Here is a 22839-nt window from a genome sequence, read left to right as displayed (position 1 = left end):
GGTTGAGCGCCTCTCGGAGGTCGGTCGATCAAATCGCCAGCACAGCTCGGGAAACCCGTCCAGTGGGCAGCATCTGAATTCGACTGCAGCTGCATGCATGAACCTGTCATTGCCAACGTCGAAAGATGATGCTGGCGTTGACGCCTCCGAAGCCAAATCCGTTCGAGATCGCATGCTCCATGGGCATGCGCCGCGCTTCGCGGGCTACGATGTCGACGCCTTCGGCGGCCGCATCGCCATTTTCGAGATTGAGAGTGGGTGGCGCGATCTGGTCTCGTAGCGCGAGGATCGTGAAGATCGCTTCCACTCCTCCGGCTGCGCCGAGCAGATGACCAGTTGCCGATTTGGTGGCGCTCACCGCAATTTTTTCCTCGCGGCCAAACACGGCCTTGATCGCCTCCAGTTCGGAAAGATCGCCAACTGGCGTCGACGTCGAATGGGCGTTGAGATGTTGTATGTCACCGGGCCTGAGGCTGGCTTGCCGCAAGGCGCCCTCCATGGCGCGGCGCGCGCCGTCGCCGTCCTCGGGGCCTGACGTGATGTGGTAGGCGTCAGCGCTCGTACCGTAGCCGACGATTTCCGCGATCGGCTGGGCGCCGCGGCGGAGCGCGTGCTCCAGCTCTTCAATGACCAGGATGCCGGCGCCTTCACCCATGACGAAGCCATCGCGGTCGCGGTCGAAGGGGCGGGACGCACGCGCCGGCATGTCGTTGAAACCCGTCGAAAGAGCCCGGGCCGCGGCGAAGCCGCCCAGGCTCACGAGATCGATGCAGGCTTCCGACCCACCGCAAATCGCAACGTCGGCTTCACCGGTTCTGATGAGGCGCGCGGCATCTCCGATGGCCTGCACGCTTGCGGCGCAGGCGGTGACCGGCGTGCCGATTGGCCCCTTGAAACCGTAGCGGATCGAGATATGGCCGGCCGCGAGATTTGCGAGAAAGGACGGCACGGTGAAGGGCGAGAGGCGCCTTACTCCGCGCTGATCGGTGGTGCGGACCGCCTCGACGATCGCCGGAAAGCCTCCGATGCCCGACGCGATCACGGTCGCGGTGCGCTCCATGGAATACGCCTCGGAAGGAGTCCATGCGGCTTGTGCTATCGCCTCGGCCGCAGCTACCAGCGCGAACAAGATGAACCGATCCATCCTCCGCTGATCCTTCGGCGCAACGATCAGATCGGGATTGAAGCCTCCATCTGCGTCGTCGGCCTTTGTCGGAACGATTCCGGCCACGCGTGCGGGAAGGACAGCCGCCCACTCCGGGAGCGCGGCAAGTCCCGAGCGAGCCGCGAGCAGCCGAGACCATGCCAGCTCACTGCCGCAGCCCAGCGGTGATACGAGGCCCAGTCCCGTAACGACGATACGGCGCATGATCAGATCACCTTTGAGGAGGGCTTGACTGACGGTCGGGATATTGGTGTCTCGGGAGGGCAGTGTTTACGGTTGCGATTGCCGAACACGGTCATCCGGCGGCTCGACCGGCGTTGCTCGTGACTGGATTTGAAGAGCGTCAAGCTTGCGCTCAAGCTTCGCAACGCGCTCTTCCAGCCTGAACAGGTAATCGCCGTGCGGATCGTCCATGCTGAGGACCTCAGCCCAGTCATTCAAACTTTCCCAAAAGCGCTTGACCATAGCTTGCGTACTCCTGTGTTCGATGATCGCGCTCATTCCGTCGCCAGGATCACGCGAGCCAGCTCCAACGGACTCTCGACAGCCGAGAAGTGGCCGGTGTTCTTGAGCGTCACCATCTGCGCAGCAGGAATCAGCGACCGGGTGCGTTCGCGTTCGTTTGGGCGAGACCAGTCGCTATCGCCGTAAATAAGCGTCACAGGCGCCGAGATCAGCCGATACTCGTCGCGTGCCTTGCGCCAGGAGCGCCAGCCTGCCAGCACCTTTCGTGCGACTAGCTTGTACCCAGGGCGGTGGGCGACTTCATCGAACTCAGCAAGCAGATCGGCCGGCAGCTTGCGCGGGTCGTGATATCCACCACCCATGATCTTGCCGAGAATCATCTTGTTTTCGAGGGCTGCATTCACCGCGCCGAGCACCGGGATCTGCAAGCTTCCGATGATGAAATTCGCGAGCCGGTTGCCGCGTCGAATGCCGTCCCCGTAGCGGGTCTCGTAGTCATAGGGGTTGATCGCGTAAACCCGCTTCACCCGTTGCGGCAGCGCCGCCGCCACGGTCAGGGCCAATGCCCCGCCAATCGACTCGCCGATGAGCGTGAGGGCCGAGAGGTTCAGCTCCTCGATGAACCGAATGACTGCCTGCCTGAAGTAGGGTTCGTCGAAGCTCGCGCTTGGATCGATCGGCGAATGTCCATGGCCTGGCAGGTCAATGGTGTACACCGTGTGCGACTTTGCGAGCAGGGGCGCGAGACTGCGGAAATATTCGAGCTGCGTCCGGATCGTATGTAAGAGGAGTAGCGGAGGCCCATTGCCGATCTTTTGAAACCGCAGGCTGAGCGCATCCGAGATCTTGAGCAAAGTTGGTCTGGCTTCAATCAGGCTGAGCATTCGATTCTCCCGGTGCTTTGAGGGACCATCTTTCAATCGGCAGCGGCGTCGCGAACCTGTTGGACCGCCGCATCCAAGAGCGCCTGAGCCAGGTCAGGGTCGTTGACGGCGCGCGATAGCGTCACTGCGCCGACCATTGTCGCGAGAATGCCCATGGCCTTGCGCCGAGACTCCTCGCTGTTACTCTGAGCAGTGAAGCCGCCGAGGACGTCGAGATACGCCTTGATCCCCTCTTCGAAGGCCGCCTTCACATCAGGTCCCTGTCTGGCGGCGTCTGAGCCGAGCGCTACGACTGGGCAGCCGTCCATTCTTTCTTCGCGATGGTCGGCACTGAGGTAAAATCCGATCACCGCGCCAAGCGGATCATCAGGATTGCGGGCGGTCGCCTCCGACCATCGGCGGGACGCGCTCTCCAATGCGCGCTTGGACGCCTCGACCGCCAAATCCTCTTTTGATGCGAACTGCTTGTAGAAGGCGCCTTGGGTCAGCCCGGCCGCCTCCATCAGATCCTTGAGCCCGATGCCGTCAAAGCCGCGCTCCCTGAAAAGGCGACTTGCCACATTGATCACGGTTTGGCGGTTCTCGGCGGCTTGAACCCGGCTCACGCGCATCGTGGATCTCCATTTCTATTTTTGGATTACGCTCGAAAGCTATATGGCATATAGAGTTCGAACGCAATCTATCAAGTGGGGATGGCCGATCTGTCGGTCACTGCCGTCGAACGGCCGATCTTGAGCAGATCACTTTCTCGTCAGCGTCCTTTTTAGATTGCGATCGTATTCTAATCTGATTATAGAAGTCGAACGAAATCTAAATTCCGAGCAGGAGATGAACATGATGAGGGGTTTTGCCGTGTTGGCCGGTATTTCGATCCCGGTGGGGGTGGCCACGTTCGTTGCGCTTGGCATTCCTGCTCAAGAGGCCTCGGCCGTGAGCGATCCGAGGCTGGAACCGCCGATTGTCAGCCTGGCGATGGTTGCGCGGGTGAGTGGATCTGAACGCGGTTTCACGGGGACCGTCGGAGCGAGGGTCGAAAGCAACCTTGGCTTCCGCGTCGCCGGTAAGATCGTCGAACGGCTCGTGAATGTCGGTGAGCAGGTCAAAGCCGGGCAGCCGCTGATGCGGATCGACGAAACCGACCTCCGCCTCGCGCTTACGGCGAAGCGCAACGCCGTTGCCGCAGCGCGCGCAACCGTTGTTCAGGCGGATGCCGATGAGCGGCGATACGCCAACCTCGTCAGCGACGGATGGACACCCAAACAGCGCTACGAACAGGCGAAGGCCGCGTCGGATACGGCCAACGCGCAACTCGCTGCGGCGGAAGCCGAAGCCAAGGTCGCCGAGAATCAGGCGGCCTATTCCGTCCTGGTGGCGGATGCGGACGGAACAGTCGTGCAAACGCTTGGCGAGCCGGGCCAAGTGGTTTCTGCCGGCCAGACCGTGGTCAGGCTTGCCCAGGCCGGTGCCCGTGAAGCGGTGGTCGCGCTTCCCGAAACAATCCGGCCGGCGATCGGCTCGGTCGCCGAGGCCAGCCTGTACGGGAGCGATGGAGAGCGCTATGCGGCGCATCTTCGGCAGTTGTCGGATTCTGCTGACGCCCAGACCCGCACGTATGAAGCCCGCTACGTGCTCGACGGCGAGGCTGCGACCGCGCCGCTTGGCGCGACGGTCACCATTCGGCTGGCAAGCGAAGAGACTCAGCCGGAAGTCGAGGTGCCGCTGGGGGCCGTGCTCGACGATGGCCGAAAGACCGGCGTCTGGGTCTTCGACAGCGGCATCTCGACCGTCCACTTTCAGCCCATCAAGCTCGTGCGTGTGACCAGCGAAAACGCCGTGATCTCCGGACTGAGTTCTGGCGCGTCGGTTGTCTCGCTCGGCGCTCACCTGCTGCAGGAGGGCACGCGCGTGAGGACCGCGTCTGAGAGCAGGGGGAACTGATGAGCTTCAACCTTTCCGCAATCGCCGTTCGCGAACGCGCTGTCACCCTGTTCTTCATCATCCTGCTTGCGGCCGCAGGCGCTTATGCGTTCCTCATGCTTGGCCGCGCGGAGGATCCCAACTTCACGATCAAGACCCTGACGGTCACGACGGTATGGCCGGGCGCGACGGCGCGCGAGATGCAGGACCTCGTCGCGGAACCATTGGAGAAGCGGCTCCAGGAACTGACCTGGTACGACAGGGTCGAGACGACCACCCGTCCAGGTTATGCCTATCTGACGGTCACGCTGAAGGACAGCACACCCCCGTCGGTCGTTCAGGAGGAATTCTACCAGGCTCGCAAGAAGCTCGGGGATGAAGCCCGCAACCTGCCCCCTGGCGTGCTCGGCCCCTTCGTCAACGACGAATATTCGGACGTGAGCTTCGCGCTCTACGCCCTCAAGGCCAAGGGCATGCCGATGCGTGAGCTCGCCAGGAAGGCCGAGGTGATCCGCCAAGACCTTCTGCACGTGCCAGGCGTCAAGAAGATCAATCTCCTCGGCGAACGTCCCGAGCAGATCTTCGTGGAGTTTTCCTACCCAAAGCTCGCAACTCTCGGCGTCTCTGCACAGGATATCATTGCCGTGTTGCAGCGGCAGAATACGGTCACCCCGGCAGGTTCGATCGACACTCGCGGGCCGCAGGTCTTCATCCGAGTCGACGGGAGCTATGACAGCGCGCAGGCGATCGCCGACACGCCGATTGCCGCTGCGGGACGAACGTTAAAGCTGTCCGATATCGCCAACATCAGCCGCGGCTACGAAGATCCTCCCACCTACATCATCCGGCACCAGGGTGAGCCCACGATCATGCTCGCGGTGGTCATGCAGGAGGGCTGGAATGGTCTGGCGCTCGGCAAGCAGCTGGAAGAGAGGTCGGCAGCCATTGCGCGGACGCTGCCGCTCGGGATGACGCTCGACAAGGTGAGCGATCAGGCCGTCAATATCACCTCGGCGGTTGACGAATTCATGCTGAAGTTCGCGATGGCGCTCGGCGTGGTGCTGCTCGTAAGCCTGCTAAGCCTTGGCTGGCGCGTCGGCATCGTCGTGGCCGCCGCGGTCCCCCTGACGCTTGCCGTCGTGTTCCTGATCATGCTGGAAACCGGCCGGTTCTTCGACCGCATCACGCTCGGCGCACTCATCCTCGCGCTCGGCCTTCTCGTGGACGACGCCATCATCGCCATCGAGGTCATGGTCGTAAAGATGGAAGAAGGCATGGACCGCATCAAGGCGGCGGCCCATGCGTGGAGCCATACCGCGGCGCCGATGCTGTCCGGGACACTCGTGACGATCGCCGGCTTCCTGCCTGTGGGCTTCGCGCGCTCGACGGCCGGCGAATATGCCGGCAACATCTTCTGGGTTGTCGGGTTCGCCCTGATCGTCTCCTGGATCATCGCGGTGGTCTTCACGCCCTATCTGGGCGTCAAGATGCTGCCCGCGATCAAACCGGTCGAGGGCGGCCATCACGCGATTTACGACACGCCAAACTACCGGCGTCTGCGGCGGCTCATCACCTTCGCCGTGCGCCACAAATTTTTGACCGTCGGCATCGTCGCCGTCGCCTTCGCGCTCTCCGGTGTCGGCATGGGTGCCGTCAAGCAGCAGTTCTTCCCGACGTCCGACCGCCCCGAAGTCCTGGTGGAGGTTCGTCTGCCGGAAGGCACCAGCATTGAGACCACGACCGCCGCGGTTGAGAAGCTCGAACGTTGGCTCCACGATCAGCCTGAGGCGAAGATCGTCACCAGCTATGTCGGTCAGGGCGCTCCGCGCTTCTTCTTCGCGATGGCACCAGAACTCCCCGATCCAGCCTTCGCGAAGCTGGTTGTGCTGACACCAGACGCGGAGGCGCGCGAGGCTCTGAAGCACCGGCTGCGTCAGGCGGTGTCACAAGGGCTGGCATCCGAGGCCTATGTTCGCGTCACTCAGCTTGTGTTCGGACCCTACACGCCGTTTCCTGTAGAGTTTCGGGTCATGGGACCCGACCCTGCGCAGTTGTACGCGATCTCTGAAAAAGCCATCGATGTCATGCGCGGCGTTCCCGATGTGCGGCAGGCCAACCGCGATTGGGGCAATCGCACGCCCGTGCTCCGCTTCATTCCAGATCAGGATCGGCTGAACCTCATCGGTCTCTCGCCAGCGGAAGTCGGCCGGCAGCTCCAGTTCCTGCTCACCGGCATCGCCGTGACACAGGTCCGCGAGGACATTCGCAATGTCCCGATCATGGCACGCAGCGCCGGTCGCGAAAGACTGGATCCGACGCGTCTGGCTGACTTCTCGCTCATGAGCCGAGAGGGCCGTCCGATTCCGCTCGACCAGATCGGCCATGCGGAAGTGCGTCTGGAAGAACCGATCCTGAAGCGCCGCGATCGCACACCCGTCATCACGATCCGATCGGACCTCAATGAGGCGACCCAACCTCCAGAGGTTTCCAAGGAGATCAAGGCAGCCCTTCAGCCGCTGATTGCGTCTCTCCCGGCCGGCTATCGCATCGAGATGGGTGGTTCGATCGAGGAGGCCACCAAGGCCAACGACGCGCTGGCGACTGTCTTTCCCGCCATGATCGCCGCGACGCTCATCGTCATCATGCTCCAGGTACGATCCTTCTCGATGATGGCCCTGGTCATGCTGACGGCACCGCTTGGTCTCGTCGGCGTCGTGCCCGCATTGCTCGCTTTCCATCAGCCCTTTGGGTTCAACGCCATTCTGGGTCTGATAGGATTGGCCGGCATCCTGATGCGCAATACGCTGATCCTGACCGAACAGATCAAGGAGAACCGTGCAGCCGGCCTTGACGACTATCACGCCGTCATCGAGGCCACGGTGCAACGCACGCGGCCCGTGATCCTGACCGCACTTGCAGCCGTGCTGGCCTTCATTCCCCTCACGCATTCCGTGTTCTGGGGATCGATGGCCTACACGTTGATCGGCGGCACGGCGGTCGGCACGGTGCTGATCCTGCTGTTTTTGCCGGCCCTCTATGCTGCGTGGTTCCGGATCAAGCCGACTGCAGATCAGATGCACCAGAGTCCGACGGAGCATCCGGACGTGCGGCCGGCATTGGCTGCCGAGTAGAGTTCGGTCAATTCTGGCGGCCTCCTCACTCTGTCGTCGCGCTCGCGAAATGAGAACGTGGAGGTTTGCCTCAGGCGGCAGAATCATGGTTCGACGGATCCACGCAGATCACGTGATCGCCAGGCGGGTCCGCATAGAGCGTATCGATCACGTCGACGTAACGGCGCAGGATCGTGCGCTGGCTGATCGCGCCCTTGTCGGTCAGTTCGCCTCGATCGATCGAGAGCGGCGCAGTGAGGAAGGCGAAACGCAGCACGCGCTGGGCGCTGCCGCCAGCGTCCCGAGCCAACGCGGCCAATTTGCTCCGCAGCCGCTCGTGAACGTCCGGATCACTGGCACCGCGCGCATCGGTCGGGATGCCGAGCACTGCAATATACTCTCGATTCTCGCCGACGATCACGACGTCGCGCAGTTCGGCCGCCAGGTGCTTCATTAGATGCTCCCGCACCATGCCGACGCGGACCCAGGTGCCGGTCACGAGCTTGAAATCCTCGGCCATGCGTCCGTCGTAACGAAGCCCGGCTTCCGGACGGCCCGGCTCGATCCATGCCACCGCATCACCGGTGCGCAGGAAGCCCTGCGCGTCGAAGGCATCTTCGGTCAGATCGTGACGCCGCCAGTAGCCCGGCGTTACCGACGGACTTTTGACGCGCGCTTCCCATTTGCCGTCCACCGGGACGAGCTTCAGGTCCACGCCGCAGGCGGGCAGGCCGATGTCGTTTGGGGAGGCGCCGAGCCGTGCGGTGATCAGGCCTGCCTCGGTGGAACCAAGCGCCGCGAGCCATGGCACGACGTGACCGATGGTGGCCCGCGCCAGCTCCGCAAATCCGTCAAACACGGAGTGCGGAAGCGCGGCGCCGGAGTACTGCAGGAATTGCACCTGGCTGAAAAAGCTGCGGCGTAACGCGTCGTCGCCGCGCAGCGCCCGCAGCAGTTCCTCATAGCCTCGGGGGACGCTGGTATGGAAGGTCGACGCGATCTCGCGCAGATTGCGCGCCGTCTTTTCGAACTGCCCCGGCAGCGGCTTGCCGTCATCGATGTAGAACGTTCCGCCATTGAACAGGACCATGCCGAAACTGACGCTGCCGCCGAACACGTGGCTCCAGGGCAGCCAGTCCACGAGCACGGGCGCTTTCTCGCCTCCGATCGGGTGGACGGCAGCGAACATCGCGATGGTGCTGCACCACATCCGGTGAGTGTGGATCACGCCTTTTGGAAAGCCGGTCGAACCCGAGGTGAACAGCAGCTTGGCGACGCTGTCGGGACCGACCTTGCCAGCCGCGACATCGACCGCGGCGCCAGGGATTGTGGCGAGCAACGTATCGAACAGGGTGGCATGCCGGCCGGGATTGCCGCGGGCGACGACGAGCTCGGTCTCCGGCGCGATGCAGACATCGATGGCGGCCGCATAGGCAGAGCCGTCTTCGGCAAAGACGAGGCCGGGCCGCACCAGGTCGACAATGTCGCGCAGACGCGCGAAATCGGCCGAGAGCAGGGAATAGGCCGTCGAAATCGGCACGAAGGGAATGCCCACATGCAGGCAACCGAGCGCGAGCAGCGCATGCGCGATGCTGTTGCCGGACAGGATCAGAACCGGATGCTGGGTTGACAGGTCACGGTCGAGCAGCGCTTGGCCGATCGCTCGCGCCGCCGTCAAGGCCTCCCGATAGGTCACCATGCGCCAGCCGTCGCCAGCCCGCTCCGCCATGAAGGCGCGGCCGGGCGCAACGTTAGCCCAATGTTCGAGGGGCTCGGTGACGCGCCGCGCGTGGGCGCCGAGAGGCTCGGTCCGACGAACCAGGACGGAGCCGTCCGCAGACGCTGCGCAGACGATCTGTTGCGTCGTCGCGCCGGGTTGCAAGATATTTGCCGCCATTAGTCGACTTCCTTCCTGCCGTAAACAACCCCTTCACAATTCGGCCTTCGGTGTTTCCTGGATGATTTGGTTACGTTGCTCATCGAGATGGAGCCTGCACGTTTCATGACAACTTCCCGGCCCGTGCGAAGTCGTTACGGATGAAACGAAGTCGTTACGGATGAAACCAACGTGGGTTTGGCGCGCCGAGCTACGCGCGGCGCATGACTTGCGAGCGGGTAGGGCAAACAGCATGAGCGTCCACCCGAGGCCGTTTATGTTGAGATCCGAAGTGGCGTGCGATCGTCAGGCACGTCGAAGCACACACGATACACGAGCCTGCCGTGTTTGAATTGGACAAATTAGTCACGATTCCGGGCCTGCTGTTCGCCAGCCGCGTACGGCGCATCGGTCATTTCAATTCTGGTCGGGTCACTTGTTCGTGACGCGCTTGATTGCGTGGCAGTGCCGCTTTACGCCTACAGATTGCCGCAGCGACAAACGATGGCCGCCTGCGCGGGTCCTTGGTGACTCAGTGGAGTTTGCACGGATGGGCGAACATGAGGTCGTTACCTGGCCGACGGGGCCCTGGGCTGCGGACAGGCTTCTGTCGTTGGGCATGAAACGGGTCGCGGGGCAGCTACTGGACACCGCGCCGGTGGACTCATCCTTGAAGCTCTCGGATCTGGTCGAGGACATCACCGATTGGGACGTTGCGGATGACGCGGCGACCAGCAAGCTGGTCATGCAGGTCTTGCCGGGAACGATGACCCTGCTGCTTTTTCAATATCGCACGCCGATCCGGTCGCTGCGCCGCTTCGGCTCTACAGATTTCCAGCACCCACCCTATTGCCACGTCGCAACCAGAGTTCAGAGCGGCATCGCGATGGTTCACCCGAGCGGGCCGTTGGGACTAGTCGCCGTGCAGCTCAAGCCGGAAACTGCGGCACACCTGCTCGGCGATCGCCTGCAGCCCTTCGCCGATCTCAAGATCGGTCTCGAGAACGTTTTCCCACCAGGCGACATCGCCTTGCTGGTGGAGATGCTGGCGGAGGCGCGATCGAGCCGCGAGCGGGTCGGCCATGTCCAGCGCTTCCTGGTTGCTCATCTCTGCAAGTGCGGACCGGATCAGATCGCCTGCCAAGCGGCAGCGAGGCTGAAGCGCAATCCATCTTTGCGCGTTGGACTGCTCGCCAGGGACCTCGGCATCAGCGAACGGCAGCTGTCGCGCCGCTTTCATGCGATGTTCGGCCTGACGCCGAAAGGTTTTGCACGGACCGCGCGCGTCGAGAAGGCGCTGGCGGCAAGACACAGCGAGCCGGGTTGGGCGGATGTCGCCTATGCCTGCGGCTTTGCCGATCAGGCCCACATGATCCATGATGTCAACGCGATCGTTGGCGTCCCGCCGGATCAGGCATTCCGCGGTGGGGCGGCGATCGCTTCGCCGTCGCGGGGGAATGTACAGAGGGTATCGTATTAGCTGCCGCCGCTTGCTCAACCTCGAAGTTGGCTCAAACGGGACCAACGAGCGGGGCAAGCTTGTTGTGTCATTCGAGCCGAGGTGAACTCTCCGTAGAGCGCACGAGTGACGACCATCCAGCTCACACATTCTTCGCACTGTCGCCGCCGGTGAACTCATATTCCGCGCCGGTCACCACCGCCGCTGCATCGGAGGTGAGGAATACGGCGGCGGGCGAGATGTCGTCCGGCTGCAGCCACCCGACCTTGAGCGCGACGGTCGCCGCGCGGGCGTCCCAGGCCTGCTGCGGCGAGGGATGCTCGGGCGCCTGCCTGCCGGTCTCGCCGATCGCTTCGCTGAACCGCTTGTCGTAGCGGGTCAGCGGCGTGTCGACCTGGCCGGGGATCAGCGCGTTGACCGTGATGTTATATTGCCCAAACTCCAGCGCGGCCGATTTCATCAAGCCGAGAATGCCCCATTTCGAGGCGGCGTAGCTCGAGCCGTCCTTGGTGCCGTGCTTGCATCGACGCCAGCACGATGATGCGGCCCTGATTGCGCGCCACCATCTTCGGCGCAAAGGCGCGGATGGTGTTCGCGGTGCCGTTGAGATTGTTGTCGATCACGTCGCGCCAGTCGGAATCTTCCATCTCGAGCAGCGGCTTCCAGCGCTGGATCGCGGCATCCGCGACCACGATGTCGATCTTGCCATAGGTCTGCTCGACATGATCGGCCGCCGCGCGAAGCGCGGCGATGTCGCGGATATCGGCCCGAATGCTTTCGCCGCGCCGTCCATAGGCCATGATCTGCCGCACGGTCTCGGTGAGATCCTCAGGCGTCGCAGGTACCGCGTTTGACGCCGTCGATACCGGCCCCGCGATATCCAGCGCCACCACGTCGGCGCCGTTGGCCGCCATCTCCACCGCGATGGCGCGACCGATGCCGCGCGCCGCACCGGTCACGACGGCGACCTTGCCCGACAGCGCGGAGCCGCGGTCGGGCCGGATCGGTCCTGCGCTCTTGCCCTCCGGCGGCTCCGGCACCGGCTGTCCACGCAACTCCCGCGGGCCGGAGTCGGACCTGCCGGGCGCAGCGGACTGCGCGATAGTCTGGTTGATGACCGCAAACGCGGTCATCGCCGCCGTTCCCTTCAGGATGCCGCGGCGGAAGATGTTATAGGCGGGCATGGCTTGTTCCCGAGCTCCGTCGGGGCGTCAACCGGCCGCGGCAGGCGAGGTTCCTGCACGGTGTCGGCGACGCTTCGGCCCATGGAGCGGCCGTCACGACATTCTTAAGGTCGATGAGCTTAGGATGGCGCCATGACGAGTACGACCCCCAGTCCGACACCCAGCCCGCAAGAAAAGCCCAAGCGGCCGCAATCCAATTGGGCGCAGATCATCTCCGCCGCCGTCGGCGTGCTCGGTTTTGCCGCCGTGTCCTTTCAGATCAACCTGATCCGGCAGAACACCAGGGAGACGACGGCGCGTCAGGTCTACATGTCCTACAGCGAGTCCGCTTTGAGGAATCCGGAGCTCGTCGAGCCTGACATGAAGGCGCTGCGCGCCGATCGGCTGCAATTCGTCCGTTACAAGAACTTCGTCGCCCATATGCTGTTTGCCTATGACGAGATCCTGTCGGTCTACGATCATGAAGAGTGGCGGCGCAGTTTCGCGCAGGAGATCAGGCCGCATATGGAATATGTCTGCTTCGACATGACGGCCGAGGATGATGCAACGTATTTCGAGAAGATGCGCACGCTCTTGAAGGAGACCCGTAAGAGCTGCCCGACAGGCCAACGCTGACGGCCGCCTGATAAAAGCCCGCAGTGCTGTGAGCGCCCCAACTCATGCAGCAAACGCGGGCCGCGTTTGCCGGGTTGGGCGTTGAAGACGTTGCAGATCCAGGGCAAATATGGCGGTCTCGAATGGTGCGATGCCAGTTGCGCCGCTCGCGTCGATTCTTGGCGCGTCGATTCTTGGCGCGTCGATTCTTGGAATGCCTCTTGCTCGCCGATCGTAAACTCCTCATTGCGCTCGTCGTTCTCGCCGTCACCCAGCTCATCGGTTGGGGGACGCTGAGCCTTCCTGCCGTGCTCGGTCGCCAGATGGCCGCCGATCTGGACATGGACCTGACCGCGGTGTTTGGCAGCACCTCCGTGCTCTATCTCGCCATGGGTCTGTGCTCGCCGCTGTTGGCGCAGCCGTTCGTGCGCTATGGCGCCCGGCGCGTCATGATGGCAGGGACGGTGATTGCAGCGCCCGGTTTCGTGCTGTTGTCGGTCGCGCAAGGGCCGGTCAGTTATTACGCAGCCTGGCTCCTGCTCGGGTTGGCGGGAAGCGCCACGCTGTCGACGGCCGCCTACATCGTGCTCAACGAGATCGCAGGCCAGAACGCCACGGGCGCGATCGGCGCACTGATGCTGGTCACCGGCCTCTCCAGCAGCATCTTCTGGCCGACCACCGCCTATCTTGCCGGCATGCTTGGTTGGCGCAGCACCTGCCTCGTCTATGCGGCTCTGCTGCTGCTGGTCTCGCTTCCGCTCTACGCCTTCGCCCTGCCGCCACGACGCAAGGAGCATGCCATGGGAGCGGCCGGCGGATCGACGGCGGCGCCCACAGCTGCACCGGCCCGGAGCACGTTTTATCTGCTGGTTGCTGCGATCGGTCTCAATGCCTTTGTGGCGTTCGGCCTCAGCGCGGTGCTGATCGAGCTGCTCAAGGCGGAGGGACTGACAGCCTCGGAGGCGATCAGCTTTGGCGCGATGCTGGGCGTGATCCAGGTCAGTGCCCGCGCGGTGGACTTCCTCGGCGGCGGCCGTTGGGACGGCATCACCACCGCTCTGGTGGCCGGTCTGGCACTGCCGGTCGCGATGCTGCTGTTGATGGTGAGCGGTGGCTCCTATGTCGCCGCAGCCACGTTCATTCTGCTCTATGGTCTCGGCAGCGGCGCGCTGGCGGTGGCGCGCGCCACCATGCCGCTGGTGTTCTACGACAAGGCGGAGTTCGCCAAGGCCAGCGCACGCATCGCCTTGCCGCTCAACCTGCTTTCCGCCATGTCCGCGCCGATCCTGGTCGCGCTGCTCACGCGCTACGGCAGCAACGCGCTGCTGGCACTGGTGCTCGCTTGCTCCTGCGCCGCGCTCGGCATGCTGCTCTTGTTGCGCCGGCGACGACCAGGCAGTGCCGCCGTCGCGGCGACCTGATTTCCCTTTCCCTTGCATCGCGACGGCGGCGTCAAGCCGCTCGTTTGATGAAGGGTCTCCGCCTCCGCGGAGGGCGGTGGTTGTTGGCATACTTCGACTGGTGACGAAGCGTCGCTGCGCTCGGATCGGCTAGGTCAGGTCTCGACAACCAAATATGGGAGATTTGTCGTGACCGCCTCCAGTGTTATGGACCTGCCGGACGACCATTTGACGATTTCGCCGTCCGTGCTCTATTTCGGAACGCCTGTCGTTCTCGTCGTGACCAGGAACGAGGACGGGACATCGAATATCACGCCGATGTCGTCGGCCTGGGCGCTGGGTTCATGCGTGGTGCTCGGTCTCTCGACGGCCGGCCACGGTGCTGCGAATCTGCGACGTGAGCGGGAATGCACACTCAATTTTGCCTCCGCCGAGTTGTGGCCGAAAGTCGAGAAGATCGCGCGCGGCACCGGTCGTGATCCGGTGCCGGCCTTCAAGCACGCGATGGGTTACAGCTACATGGGCGATAAATTCGCGGCTGGTGGATTTACTGCCGTATCATCGGAGCGCGTGCGGGCGCCGCGCATCTCCGAATGTCCGTTGCAGTTCGAAGCCAGGCTTGTTGCCATCCATGGTGACAAGGTCGATCTCGGCTCCACGCCGCAGAAGGCTTTGATCATCGAGTGCGAGGTTGTCCGCGTCCACGCCCATCGCGGTATCGTAGTGCCGGGAACGAATCACATCGATACGCAGAAATGGAATCCGCTGTACTACGTATTCCGGCACTATTTCGGCGACGCACGCGATCTAGGACGGACTTTCAGGGCGGAGATTTGAGCGGGCTGCCGGGACGCGGAGCCCGGGTCGGCTGAGCCTGTGGTTTCGCCCCGTGCATTCTTTTTCGCACGGGAGTCGGTGCGGGACGCCGCGCGGTCTTCGCGGCGCCTTCCGCTATCAAAAAAGTTAATAGATTGGCAACGCTCGGGCTCGGATCGCGTCGCGACAGTAGCGGCGTTGGTCGCGGCGTGGCACTCGCAAGGCTCCGACCGCGATCGCAGTCGCGGGTGAGGAGAGATCCAGCTTTTGACAGATCGTTCCGCGCAGGGAACCCGCGATCGACGGCGAAATCCACGGTGTGTCGTATACCGATCCGGTGCATTACCTGCACCGAATTAAGTGGGATTTTAATAGTTGCACCTGAGGTATCTGCAAATAGCACTCTATTAATTTCAAGTTGATAGGGTTGCGGCCTGCACGAAACGGGAAGCCGGATCAGATAAATGCGACATCTCACCGTCTATCAGCGCCTGGCCACGATCATTGCGGTGCTGTCGATCACCCTCTTTGCCGTCTCCGCCATGCAGATCCTGTTGCTCCGGGACTCCGTGCTGGAGGAGCGGCGGACCATGGTGCGCAACCTCGTGGAGTCCGCGACCAAGATTTTGAGTTCCTATGATGCCGATGCCAAGGCGGGCCGGCTCGAGCCGGAGCGCGCGCGCCAGTTGGCTTTTGCTGCGATCGGCGCCATGCGCTGGGGGCAATATGCCGATTATCTCGGCGTCTATGGCACCGGCCCGTCGGACGCCGGCGTCACCTATGTCCACGCCAATCCGAAATACATCAACGTCAATCGTTGGGACTTCAAGGACAACACCGGCAAGCTGCTGATCCAGGACATCGTGCGCACCGCGCGCGCCGGCGGCGGCTACGTCGAATACATGGCGCCGCGTTCGGGCGGCGGGGGCGAACTGCCCAAGCTGTCCTATGTCGGGGCCTATGGCAGCGGCGACAAGATGCTGGCGCTGCAGGCCGGCGTCTACATCAACGACGTCGACGCAGTCGTCTATGAGCGCGCGATGTGGGCCGGCCTTGGCGGCTTGGCTGGGCTGGTGATCGCGGGCGTCATCGCGTTCTGGCTCGGGCGCGGCCTGGTCGATCCGCTCAGCAAGACCTGCGAGGCGATGGACGAATTGTGCAAAGGCAATCTCGCCTTCGATGTCCCGTTCGTCGACCGCAAGAACGAGATCGGGCGGATGGCGCGCAGCCTGCAGGTGTTCAAGGACCATCTTGCCGAAAGCGAACGGCTGCGTGCCGAGCAGGAGCAGGGCAAGACGCAGGCGGCCGAGGAGCGGCGCGCGGTGCTGGCCCGCATCGCCGACCAGTTCGAGCGCTCGATTGGCGGCGTCATCCAGGGTACCGCGAGCGCTGCCGGCGAGCTGCAAAGCTCGGCCTCGTCAATGTCGAGCATCGTCGAGGGGACCACGACCCAGAGCGCGAACGTGGCCGCCGCCGCCGAGCAGACCGCCAAGAACGTGCAGACCGTGTCGGCCTCGGCCGAGCAGCTGTCGTCATCGATCCAGGAGATCGCCCGGCAGGTCACCCAGTCCTCGTCGATCGCCCAGAACGCGGTCGGCCAGGCCACGCGCACGGAAGCCATGGTCGAGAAGCTAGTGCATGCCACCCAGAAGATCGGCGAGGTGATGGCGCTGATCCAGACCATCGCCGGCCAGACCAACCTGCTCGCGCTCAATGCGACCATCGAATCGGCGCGCGCAGGCGAGGCTGGCAAGGGCTTCGCGGTGGTCGCCAACGAGGTCAAGGCGCTGTCGGCGCAGACCGCCAAGGCGACCGAAGATATCACCAGCCAGATCGAGGCCATCCGCGATGCGACCGGCTCGACCGTCACCGCGATCCGCGAGATCGGCGCCACCATCGGCCAGATGAACGAGATCACCGAAGCGATCGCCGCGGCGGTCGAGGAGCAGGGGGCGGCGACCAAGGAGATCGCGCGCAGCGTTCAGCAGGCCGCCGAGGGCACCCAGGGTGTGATGAAGCACATCGTCGGCGTGCGCGAGGCCTCCAGCCAGGTCGGCGCGGCGGCTGCGCAGGTGCTCAGCGCCGCCGGCCAGCTCGGCTCGCAATCCGATCAGCTCAAGCGCGAGACCGGGAACTTCCTTGGCAATGTCCGGGCGGCCTAAATCCGCCCGGGGCACTGCCGACTATTTGACAGGTCAATCCGATTAAGCCGCGCGCATGTCAGTGCGCGCGGTCTTCATCGTCGGCATCAAGCGGAGGCGCCAGGGTCGCAAGCGCGTTCGGCACGACCGTTTGCTGCGGATAGAGGTAGAACGCCATCAGCGGCAGCTGCTGATGGCTCGCCGAGGGCTGCAGCAGCGTGCGCGCGATCAGCGCGGCCTCAGGATGGAGACCGGCCCAGCCGGCGAAACTCGAGGCCAGGATCTCGAGCGCCAGGATCGTGGTTGCGATCCGCACGAAGCCTTCATTGGCGCGTTTCGCGCTGCGTGACATCGAGGCGCGTTTCAACAGCTGCCGCAGATCGCGCTGGCTTTCGATGAAGGGCCCGAGCCCGGACTTCCACAACAGATCAGGTAATCCGGCGTAGCCGTGGACGCGATGATAGCTCTCGATCAGCGACCTGCATTGCTTGCTGAGGCTGGATGGCACGAATGTCAGATCGATGCGATCGATCTGATCAATCCTCTCGAATTTCACCTGTAACACGATCCTGGCTCAGTCGCTTGATGCGGTTGCGGCAGGCTTGAGGCTCCGACGCAGGCAACCCGGCCGATATAGTCGCGATCCCCGGCGAAGTGAATTTCGTTGCGAGAAAAAATCGGACAATGTCGCGCGAGTGCGCGAAAAAGTCACAGCGTGGTCCGTTGCAGCGGCGTGTAGTTACGGGCGGTCTCGCAATCCGGAACTGATCGCGGCGCGCATGTAGGTGCCGCGTCACGCGCTTGTCATGAGGCAAGCGTCAAGACTCGTCGGCTTTGCGACAGATCTCGGCCAGGCGGTCGAGCAGCACCGCTTGTGAAGGATTGATATGCTTGCTTGCCTCGGCGAGGCTGAACCACGCCGCGCGATCAATCTCAGGAAAGCTTTGCATGTGGCCGCTGCGTGGCGGCCATTCGATCTCGAAGCTGTTGCTTCGGATCGCTGTGGCATCGAGGTCGATCTCGGCCGCGAAAGCGATCACGATCTTGCCGCCGCGCTGCTTGATCTCGCCGAGCGGAAGCAGCGGAGCGGTGAGCGGAACCCCGAGTTCCTCGGCGAATTCGCGCCGGGCCGCAATCTCGGCCGGCTCACTGGCATCATATTCGCCCTTCGGAATCGACCAGGCGCCGAGATCCTTGTGGCGCCAGAAAGGCCCGCCGGGATGCACCAGCAGCACCTCGACGGTGTCGGAGGTCGTGCGAAAAGCGAGCACGCCCGCGCTGCGGACCGGCATCGGCTAGCGCTGCTTCTGTTTGGGGAGGTTGCCGACGAGGTCGCGCTCCCAGCCGAACACCGAACGGCCGTCGAGATCGGGCGAGGCGGCGCGCTCGGTGGCGATGAAGGCATCGAGTCTGGGGCCGGTCGCGCTGCGCTCGAGCCGGCGCGCCTGGTCGTCAAGGCGCTTGAGCGCACCGAGCGTCTCGTCGCGGCCGAGCTTGGCGTTTCCGACCGCTGATTTCAGCACGCGGATGGTCTCGTCATAGACCTTGATCGGCACCGGATAGGGATGGCGGTCCTTGCCGCCATGGGCGAGCGAGAACCGCGCGGGATCGGCGAAGCGGTAAGGCGCGCCGTGCACGACCTCGGCGACCATCGCCAGCGAGCGCACGGTCCGGGCGCCGACGCCGGGCGTTAGCAACAGCTCGGGGAAATCGAGCGGCCCGCGCTCGGCAGCGGCCGCAAGCGTGCCGTGCAGGCGGCGTGCGAACACGTCCTTCGGGCGAACGTCGTGATGCGCCGGCATCACCAGATGCGGCAGCACCCCTTGCGCCGGCGGCTTCGTGCTCGCCCGCTCGAATTCGCTGACGATGCGGTCGGGTCCGAGATCGGCGAGCAGGTCGAGCTGAGCGGTGCGGGATGGTTCGGCACGGTGGTCGGTGAGGTTGACGATCTCGCCCTGGCTCGGTCCGTCGATGGCGCTGTGCGGCGCATCGACGAAGCTCTTCAGCGCTTCCGAGTGCCAGTGGTAGCGGCGGGCCTGGCGGGCGTCGCCATTCATGCCCTGCTGCACGACGCACCATTTGCCGTCGCTGGTCAGGAAGAAGCCGTGCAAATAGAGGTCGAAGCCGTCCTGCACCGCGGCGCTGTCCACCTTCGCCACCAGCCGGCTGGTGCGGACCAGGCCTTCGCCGTCGAGGCCGAGGCGTTCGCTCAAGCGCGTCAGCTCGTCCGGCGTCTTGCGCGAATGCTCGCCGCGGCCGCCGCAGACGTAAATGCCGAGCTCGCTTTGCAGCGGCGTCAGCCCGCGCTTCAGGGCGCCAATCACGCTGGTGGTGATGCCGGAGGAGTGCCAGTCCATGCCCATCACGGCGCCGAAGGATTGGAACCAGAACGGATGCGACAGCCGGGCCAGGAATTCGTCGCGCCCGTAATGGTGCACGATAGCCTGGGTGATGATGGCGCCGAGCGAGGTCATCCTGGTGCCGAGCCAGGCGGGCACGCGCCCGGAATGAAGCGGAAGATCGGCACTGCCGGTGCGTCTGGCCATGGTGTCCCTGCGAAGCGTTGCAGAGGCACAATCTATCAGAGCAGGTGCGTCGGGCCGCAACAAATTTGCGCTGAACGGAAGCGATCGACACGCGGCCTATCGAAATCCGGTTCCGACTCGCCTAACTCTATAGGTGTGCATCGGAGCTTATGAATGGACATAGCGCCTGTCGCCGGACCGGTCTTTTCGCCAGCTTACGCGGAGGACGACGTCGCCATCGCCGACCGGCTGCTCCGTGCGCAGGATTCGTCCGATCTCCCGCAGGTCAAGGCCACCGCGCGGCGGCTGATCGAGGGTATCCGCGCCAAGGCGTCACGTTTCGGCGGCATCGACGATTTCCTGCAGGAATATGCGCTCTCGACCGACGAAGGCCTGGCACTGATGGTGCTGGCCGAGGCGCTGCTGCGGGTGCCGGGCGATGCCACGGCTGATCGCCTGATCGAGGACAAGCTCGGGCGCAGCGATTTCCTGCATCATGAGGTGAAGTCGCATACGCCGCTGGTCGCGGCCTCCGCCTGGGCGCTCGGGCTTGCCGCGCGTGTGATCGCGCCGGGCGAGACGCCGGAGAGCGTGGTCGCCAATCTGGCGCGGCGGCTCGGCCTGCCGACCGTGCGCACCGCGGCGCGCCAGGCGATGCGGCTGCTCGGCAGCCATTTCGTGCTCGGCGAGACGATTGAGCAGGCGCTCGATCGCGCCAATTCCGGCAGCGGCCGGCTGTTCCGCTATTCTTTCGACATGCTCGGCGAGGGCGCCCGCACCGCCGCCGATGCCGAACGTTATCGGCGTTCTTATGCCGCTGCGATCGCGGCCATCGGGCAGGCGGCTGGCAACGCCGCGCTGCCCGACCGGCCGGGCATCTCCGTGAAGCTGTCGGCCTTGCATCCGCGCTATGAGGAGATGTCGCGCGAGCGCGTGCTGCGCGAGCTCGTGCCCGTCGTGATCGAGCTTGCCCGCCACGCCAAGTCGTTCGACCTGAATTTCACTGTCGATGCCGAGGAGGCCGACCGGCTCGATCTCTCGATGGCGGTGATCGCGCGCGTGATTGCCGATCCGTCGCTTGCAGGCTGGGACGGCTTTGGGCTGGCGATCCAGTCCTATCAGAAGCGCGCCGAAAAGGTGATCAGTTTTATCGCGGATCTTGCCGAAGCTCATGGACGGCGTTTCATGGTGCGGCTGGTGAAGGGCGCCTATTGGGACACCGAGATCAAGCGCGCGCAGGAGCGCGGGCTTGACGACTATCCGGTGTTCACCCGCAAGGCGATGACCGACCTGAACTATCTCGCCTGTGCGCGCCAGATGCTTGCGATGCGCGCGCGCATCTTCCCGCAATTCGCGACCCACAATGCGATGACCGTCGCTCATATCGTCCACGCTGCCGGCGGCAGCGCGGGCTATGAGTTCCAGCGGCTGCACGGCATGGGCGAAGCGCTTTATGCGACCTTGCGCGAGCTTTATCCGGCGATCGCCTGCCGCACCTACGCGCCGGTCGGCAAGCATCGCGATCTCCTGGCCTATCTGGTGCGCCGGCTGCTCGAGAACGGCGCCAACTCATCGTTCGTCTCGGTCGCCGCCGATCCGGATATTCCGATCGACCAACTGGTGATGAGCGAGGCCGAGATCATCGGTAAGCCTGAGGCCGCGCGCCATCCGACCATTGCGCGCCCGCGCGATCTCTACGGGGCGCCGCGCCGGAATTCGCAAGGGGTCGAGCTCGGCCATCACGCTTCGCTGATGGCCCTGCGCGCCGAGATCGCGCGCGCCGGCATGCCTGCGAGCGCAGCGCCGATCATTGGTGGACGGAGCGAGAGCGGCGCGACGCGCCCTGTGATGAGCCCGTTCGATCCGGCCGTGGTCGCGGGAACCGTGGTGGACGCCGATCTCACCATTGCCGATCGCGCCGTTGTAGCCGCGGCCTCGGGCTTCACGGCCTGGGCCGCGATCTCAGCGGATCAGCGCGCACGGGCGCTGCGGCGAACGGCCGATCTGATCGAAGCGCGGCGTGCCCGGCTGATCCATCTGCTCGCGGTCGAGGCGGGCAAGACCCTTGATGATGCGATTGCCGAAGTCCGCGAAGCGGTCGATTTCTGTCGCTACTATGCGGCCGAAGGCGAGACGCTGTTCAGTGCGGAGCTCGATCTGCCCGGGCCGACCGGCGAGGGCAATGCGCTGCGGCTCCGGCCGCGCGGCGTATTCGTCGCGATCTCGCCGTGGAATTTCCCGCTCGCGATCTTCATTGGGCAGATCGCAGCCGGGCTGATGGCCGGCAATGCCGTCGTGGCGAAGCCGGCCGAACAGACGCCGCTGATCGCAGCCGAGACGGTGCGGATCATGCACGAGGCCGGTATCGCTCCGGGCGCGCTGCAATTCGTCCCCGGCGATGGCGCGATCGGCGCGCATCTGGTCGCGCACTCCGCGATTTCAGGCGTCGTGTTCACCGGCTCCTACGACACCGCGCGTGCGATCAACATCGCGCTCGCCAACCGGCCCGGGCCGATCCTGCCGCTGATCGCGGAGACCGGCGGCATCAACGCGATGCTGGTCGATTCCACCGCGCTGCCCGAGCAGGTCGCCGATGATGTGCTGACCTCTGCCTTTCGTTCCGCCGGCCAGCGCTGCTCGGCGCTGCGGCTGCTCTGCGTGCAGGATGATGTCGCCGATGCCGTCATCGAGATGGTCGCAGGCGCCGCGCGCGAGCTTGCGATCGGCGATCCCCGCGATGTCGCCACCCATATCGGGCCAGTGATCGATGCCGAAGCCAAGGCGCGGCTCGATGAGCATATTGCGCGCATGAAGACAACGGCGCGCGTGCATTACGCGGGCGTGGCGCCATCGCCCGGCTCATTCGTCGCGCCGCACGTGTTCGAGCTGCGACGCGTCGAGGATCTCGACAAGGAGGTGTTCGGCCCGGTGTTGCATGTGGTGCGCTATCGCGCCGATCAATTGGATGACATGCTCGGAGCGATCAAGCGGTCAGGATATGGCCTCACCTTCGGACTGCATTCGCGCATCGGCGACATGGTCGGGAAGGTCTCGCAGCTGCCGATCGGCAACATCTATGTCAACCGCAACATGATCGGGGCCGTCGTCGGTGTGCAACCGTTTGGCGGCTGCGGGCTGTCAGGCACAGGGCCGAAGGCCGGCGGCCCGCATTACCTCGCGCGCTTTGCCACCGAGCAGACGCTCACCATCAACACGGCGGCTGCGGGCGGCAATGCCGCGCTGGCTTCGCTCGGTGATCGTTGACGCTTAAATCCAGCGAGTGTGGTGTGACGGACCGCCCGG

General features: G+C 64.2%; 16 protein-coding genes and 1 pseudogene. 8 read left to right on the top strand and 9 right to left on the bottom strand.

Annotated features, from left to right (window positions below):
- Positions 1-106: 106 nt before the first annotated feature.
- From fabF to ACQR1W_RS36250, 4 genes are all read right to left on the bottom strand, one after another.
- Complete coding sequence (gene fabF, locus ACQR1W_RS36265; protein WP_434855257.1) at positions 107-1369, bottom strand: beta-ketoacyl-ACP synthase II; 1263 nt, start codon at positions 1367-1369, stop codon at positions 107-109.
- Positions 1370-1435: 66 nt separating this feature from the next.
- Complete coding sequence (locus ACQR1W_RS36260) at positions 1436-1666, bottom strand: hypothetical protein (RefSeq protein ID WP_434855256.1); 231 nt, start codon at positions 1664-1666, stop codon at positions 1436-1438.
- On the bottom strand, positions 1663-2514 hold the full coding sequence (locus tag ACQR1W_RS36255; protein ID WP_434855255.1) for an alpha/beta fold hydrolase: 852 nt from the start codon (positions 2512-2514) through the stop codon (positions 1663-1665). Before ACQR1W_RS36255 ends, ACQR1W_RS36260 begins: the two co-directional genes overlap by 4 nt.
- Before the next feature lie 32 nt (positions 2515-2546).
- The gene (locus ACQR1W_RS36250) at positions 2547-3125 is read right to left on the bottom strand and encodes a TetR/AcrR family transcriptional regulator (protein ID WP_434855254.1); all 579 of its coding nucleotides are present in this window, start codon (positions 3123-3125) and stop codon (positions 2547-2549) included.
- Positions 3126-3348: 223 nt separating this feature from the next.
- On the opposite strand from ACQR1W_RS36250, the gene ACQR1W_RS36245 reads away from it, so the two are divergent.
- Both ACQR1W_RS36245 and ACQR1W_RS36240 read left to right on the top strand, forming a co-directional pair.
- Entirely contained in the window at positions 3349-4452 is a 1104-nt protein-coding gene (locus ACQR1W_RS36245) for an efflux RND transporter periplasmic adaptor subunit (RefSeq protein ID WP_434855253.1), read from the top strand.
- Positions 4452-7562 carry an efflux RND transporter permease subunit gene (locus ACQR1W_RS36240; RefSeq protein WP_434855252.1) on the top strand — a complete coding sequence of 1037 codons (3111 nt, stop codon included), beginning with the start codon at positions 4452-4454 and terminating at the stop codon, positions 7560-7562. Before ACQR1W_RS36245 ends, ACQR1W_RS36240 begins: the two co-directional genes overlap by 1 nt.
- Before the next feature lie 70 nt (positions 7563-7632).
- Here the strand turns inward: ACQR1W_RS36240 and ACQR1W_RS36235 are convergent, their stop codons facing one another.
- Complete coding sequence (locus tag ACQR1W_RS36235) at positions 7633-9438, bottom strand: feruloyl-CoA synthase (protein WP_434855251.1); 1806 nt, start codon at positions 9436-9438, stop codon at positions 7633-7635.
- A gap of 529 nt (positions 9439-9967) precedes the next feature.
- Here ACQR1W_RS36235 and ACQR1W_RS36230 point away from each other — a divergent pair.
- A complete protein-coding gene (locus tag ACQR1W_RS36230) occupies positions 9968-10897 on the top strand; it encodes a helix-turn-helix domain-containing protein (RefSeq protein ID WP_434855250.1) in 930 nt (309 codons plus the stop codon).
- Between the two features lie 121 nt (positions 10898-11018).
- Here the strand turns inward: ACQR1W_RS36230 and ACQR1W_RS36225 are convergent.
- A pseudogene (locus ACQR1W_RS36225) lies at positions 11019-11790 on the bottom strand (SDR family NAD(P)-dependent oxidoreductase).
- Between the two features lie 402 nt (positions 11791-12192).
- Between ACQR1W_RS36225 and ACQR1W_RS36220 the strand changes: the two are divergent.
- The 4 genes from ACQR1W_RS36220 (at position 12193) to ACQR1W_RS36205 (ending at position 17032) form a co-directional block, all read left to right on the top strand.
- The gene (locus tag ACQR1W_RS36220) at positions 12193-12675 is read left to right on the top strand and encodes a hypothetical protein (protein WP_434855249.1); all 483 of its coding nucleotides are present in this window, start codon (positions 12193-12195) and stop codon (positions 12673-12675) included.
- Between the two features lie 200 nt (positions 12676-12875).
- Positions 12876-14075 carry an MFS transporter gene (locus ACQR1W_RS36215; protein ID WP_434855248.1) on the top strand — a complete coding sequence of 400 codons (1200 nt, stop codon included), beginning with the start codon at positions 12876-12878 and terminating at the stop codon, positions 14073-14075.
- 168 nt (positions 14076-14243) lie between these two features.
- On the top strand, positions 14244-14891 hold the full coding sequence (locus ACQR1W_RS36210; protein WP_434855247.1) for a flavin reductase family protein: 648 nt from the start codon (positions 14244-14246) through the stop codon (positions 14889-14891).
- Positions 14892-15334: 443 nt separating this feature from the next.
- Complete coding sequence (locus ACQR1W_RS36205; protein ID WP_434855246.1) at positions 15335-17032, top strand: methyl-accepting chemotaxis protein; 1698 nt, start codon at positions 15335-15337, stop codon at positions 17030-17032.
- A 58-nt stretch (positions 17033-17090) separates the two neighbouring features.
- Here ACQR1W_RS36205 and ACQR1W_RS36200 read toward each other — a convergent pair whose 3' ends face one another.
- From ACQR1W_RS36200 to ACQR1W_RS36190, 3 genes are all read right to left on the bottom strand, one after another.
- Positions 17091-17567 (bottom strand): hypothetical protein, encoded by a 477-nt coding sequence (locus tag ACQR1W_RS36200; protein ID WP_434855245.1) that lies wholly within the window; start codon positions 17565-17567, stop codon positions 17091-17093.
- Positions 17568-17829: 262 nt separating this feature from the next.
- Positions 17830-18303, bottom strand: coding sequence for an NUDIX domain-containing protein (locus ACQR1W_RS36195; protein WP_434855244.1), 474 nt, complete (start codon positions 18301-18303; stop codon positions 17830-17832).
- Between the two features lie 3 nt (positions 18304-18306).
- The gene (locus tag ACQR1W_RS36190; protein WP_434855243.1) at positions 18307-19557 is read right to left on the bottom strand and encodes a DUF763 domain-containing protein; all 1251 of its coding nucleotides are present in this window, start codon (positions 19555-19557) and stop codon (positions 18307-18309) included.
- Positions 19558-19710: 153 nt separating this feature from the next.
- On the opposite strand from ACQR1W_RS36190, the gene putA reads away from it, so the two are divergent.
- Positions 19711-22800: a bifunctional proline dehydrogenase/L-glutamate gamma-semialdehyde dehydrogenase PutA gene (gene putA / locus ACQR1W_RS36185; RefSeq protein WP_434855242.1), complete on the top strand. Its 3090-nt coding sequence runs from the start codon at positions 19711-19713 to the stop codon at positions 22798-22800.
- The last annotated feature ends 39 nt before the right edge of the window (positions 22801-22839 follow it).

Origin of the sequence: Bradyrhizobium sp. HKCCYLS1011, assembly GCF_051167795.1 — a bacterium.
Classification (GTDB): Bacteria; Pseudomonadota; Alphaproteobacteria; order Rhizobiales; family Xanthobacteraceae; genus Bradyrhizobium.
This window is presented reverse-complemented; position numbering and strand designations above follow the sequence as displayed.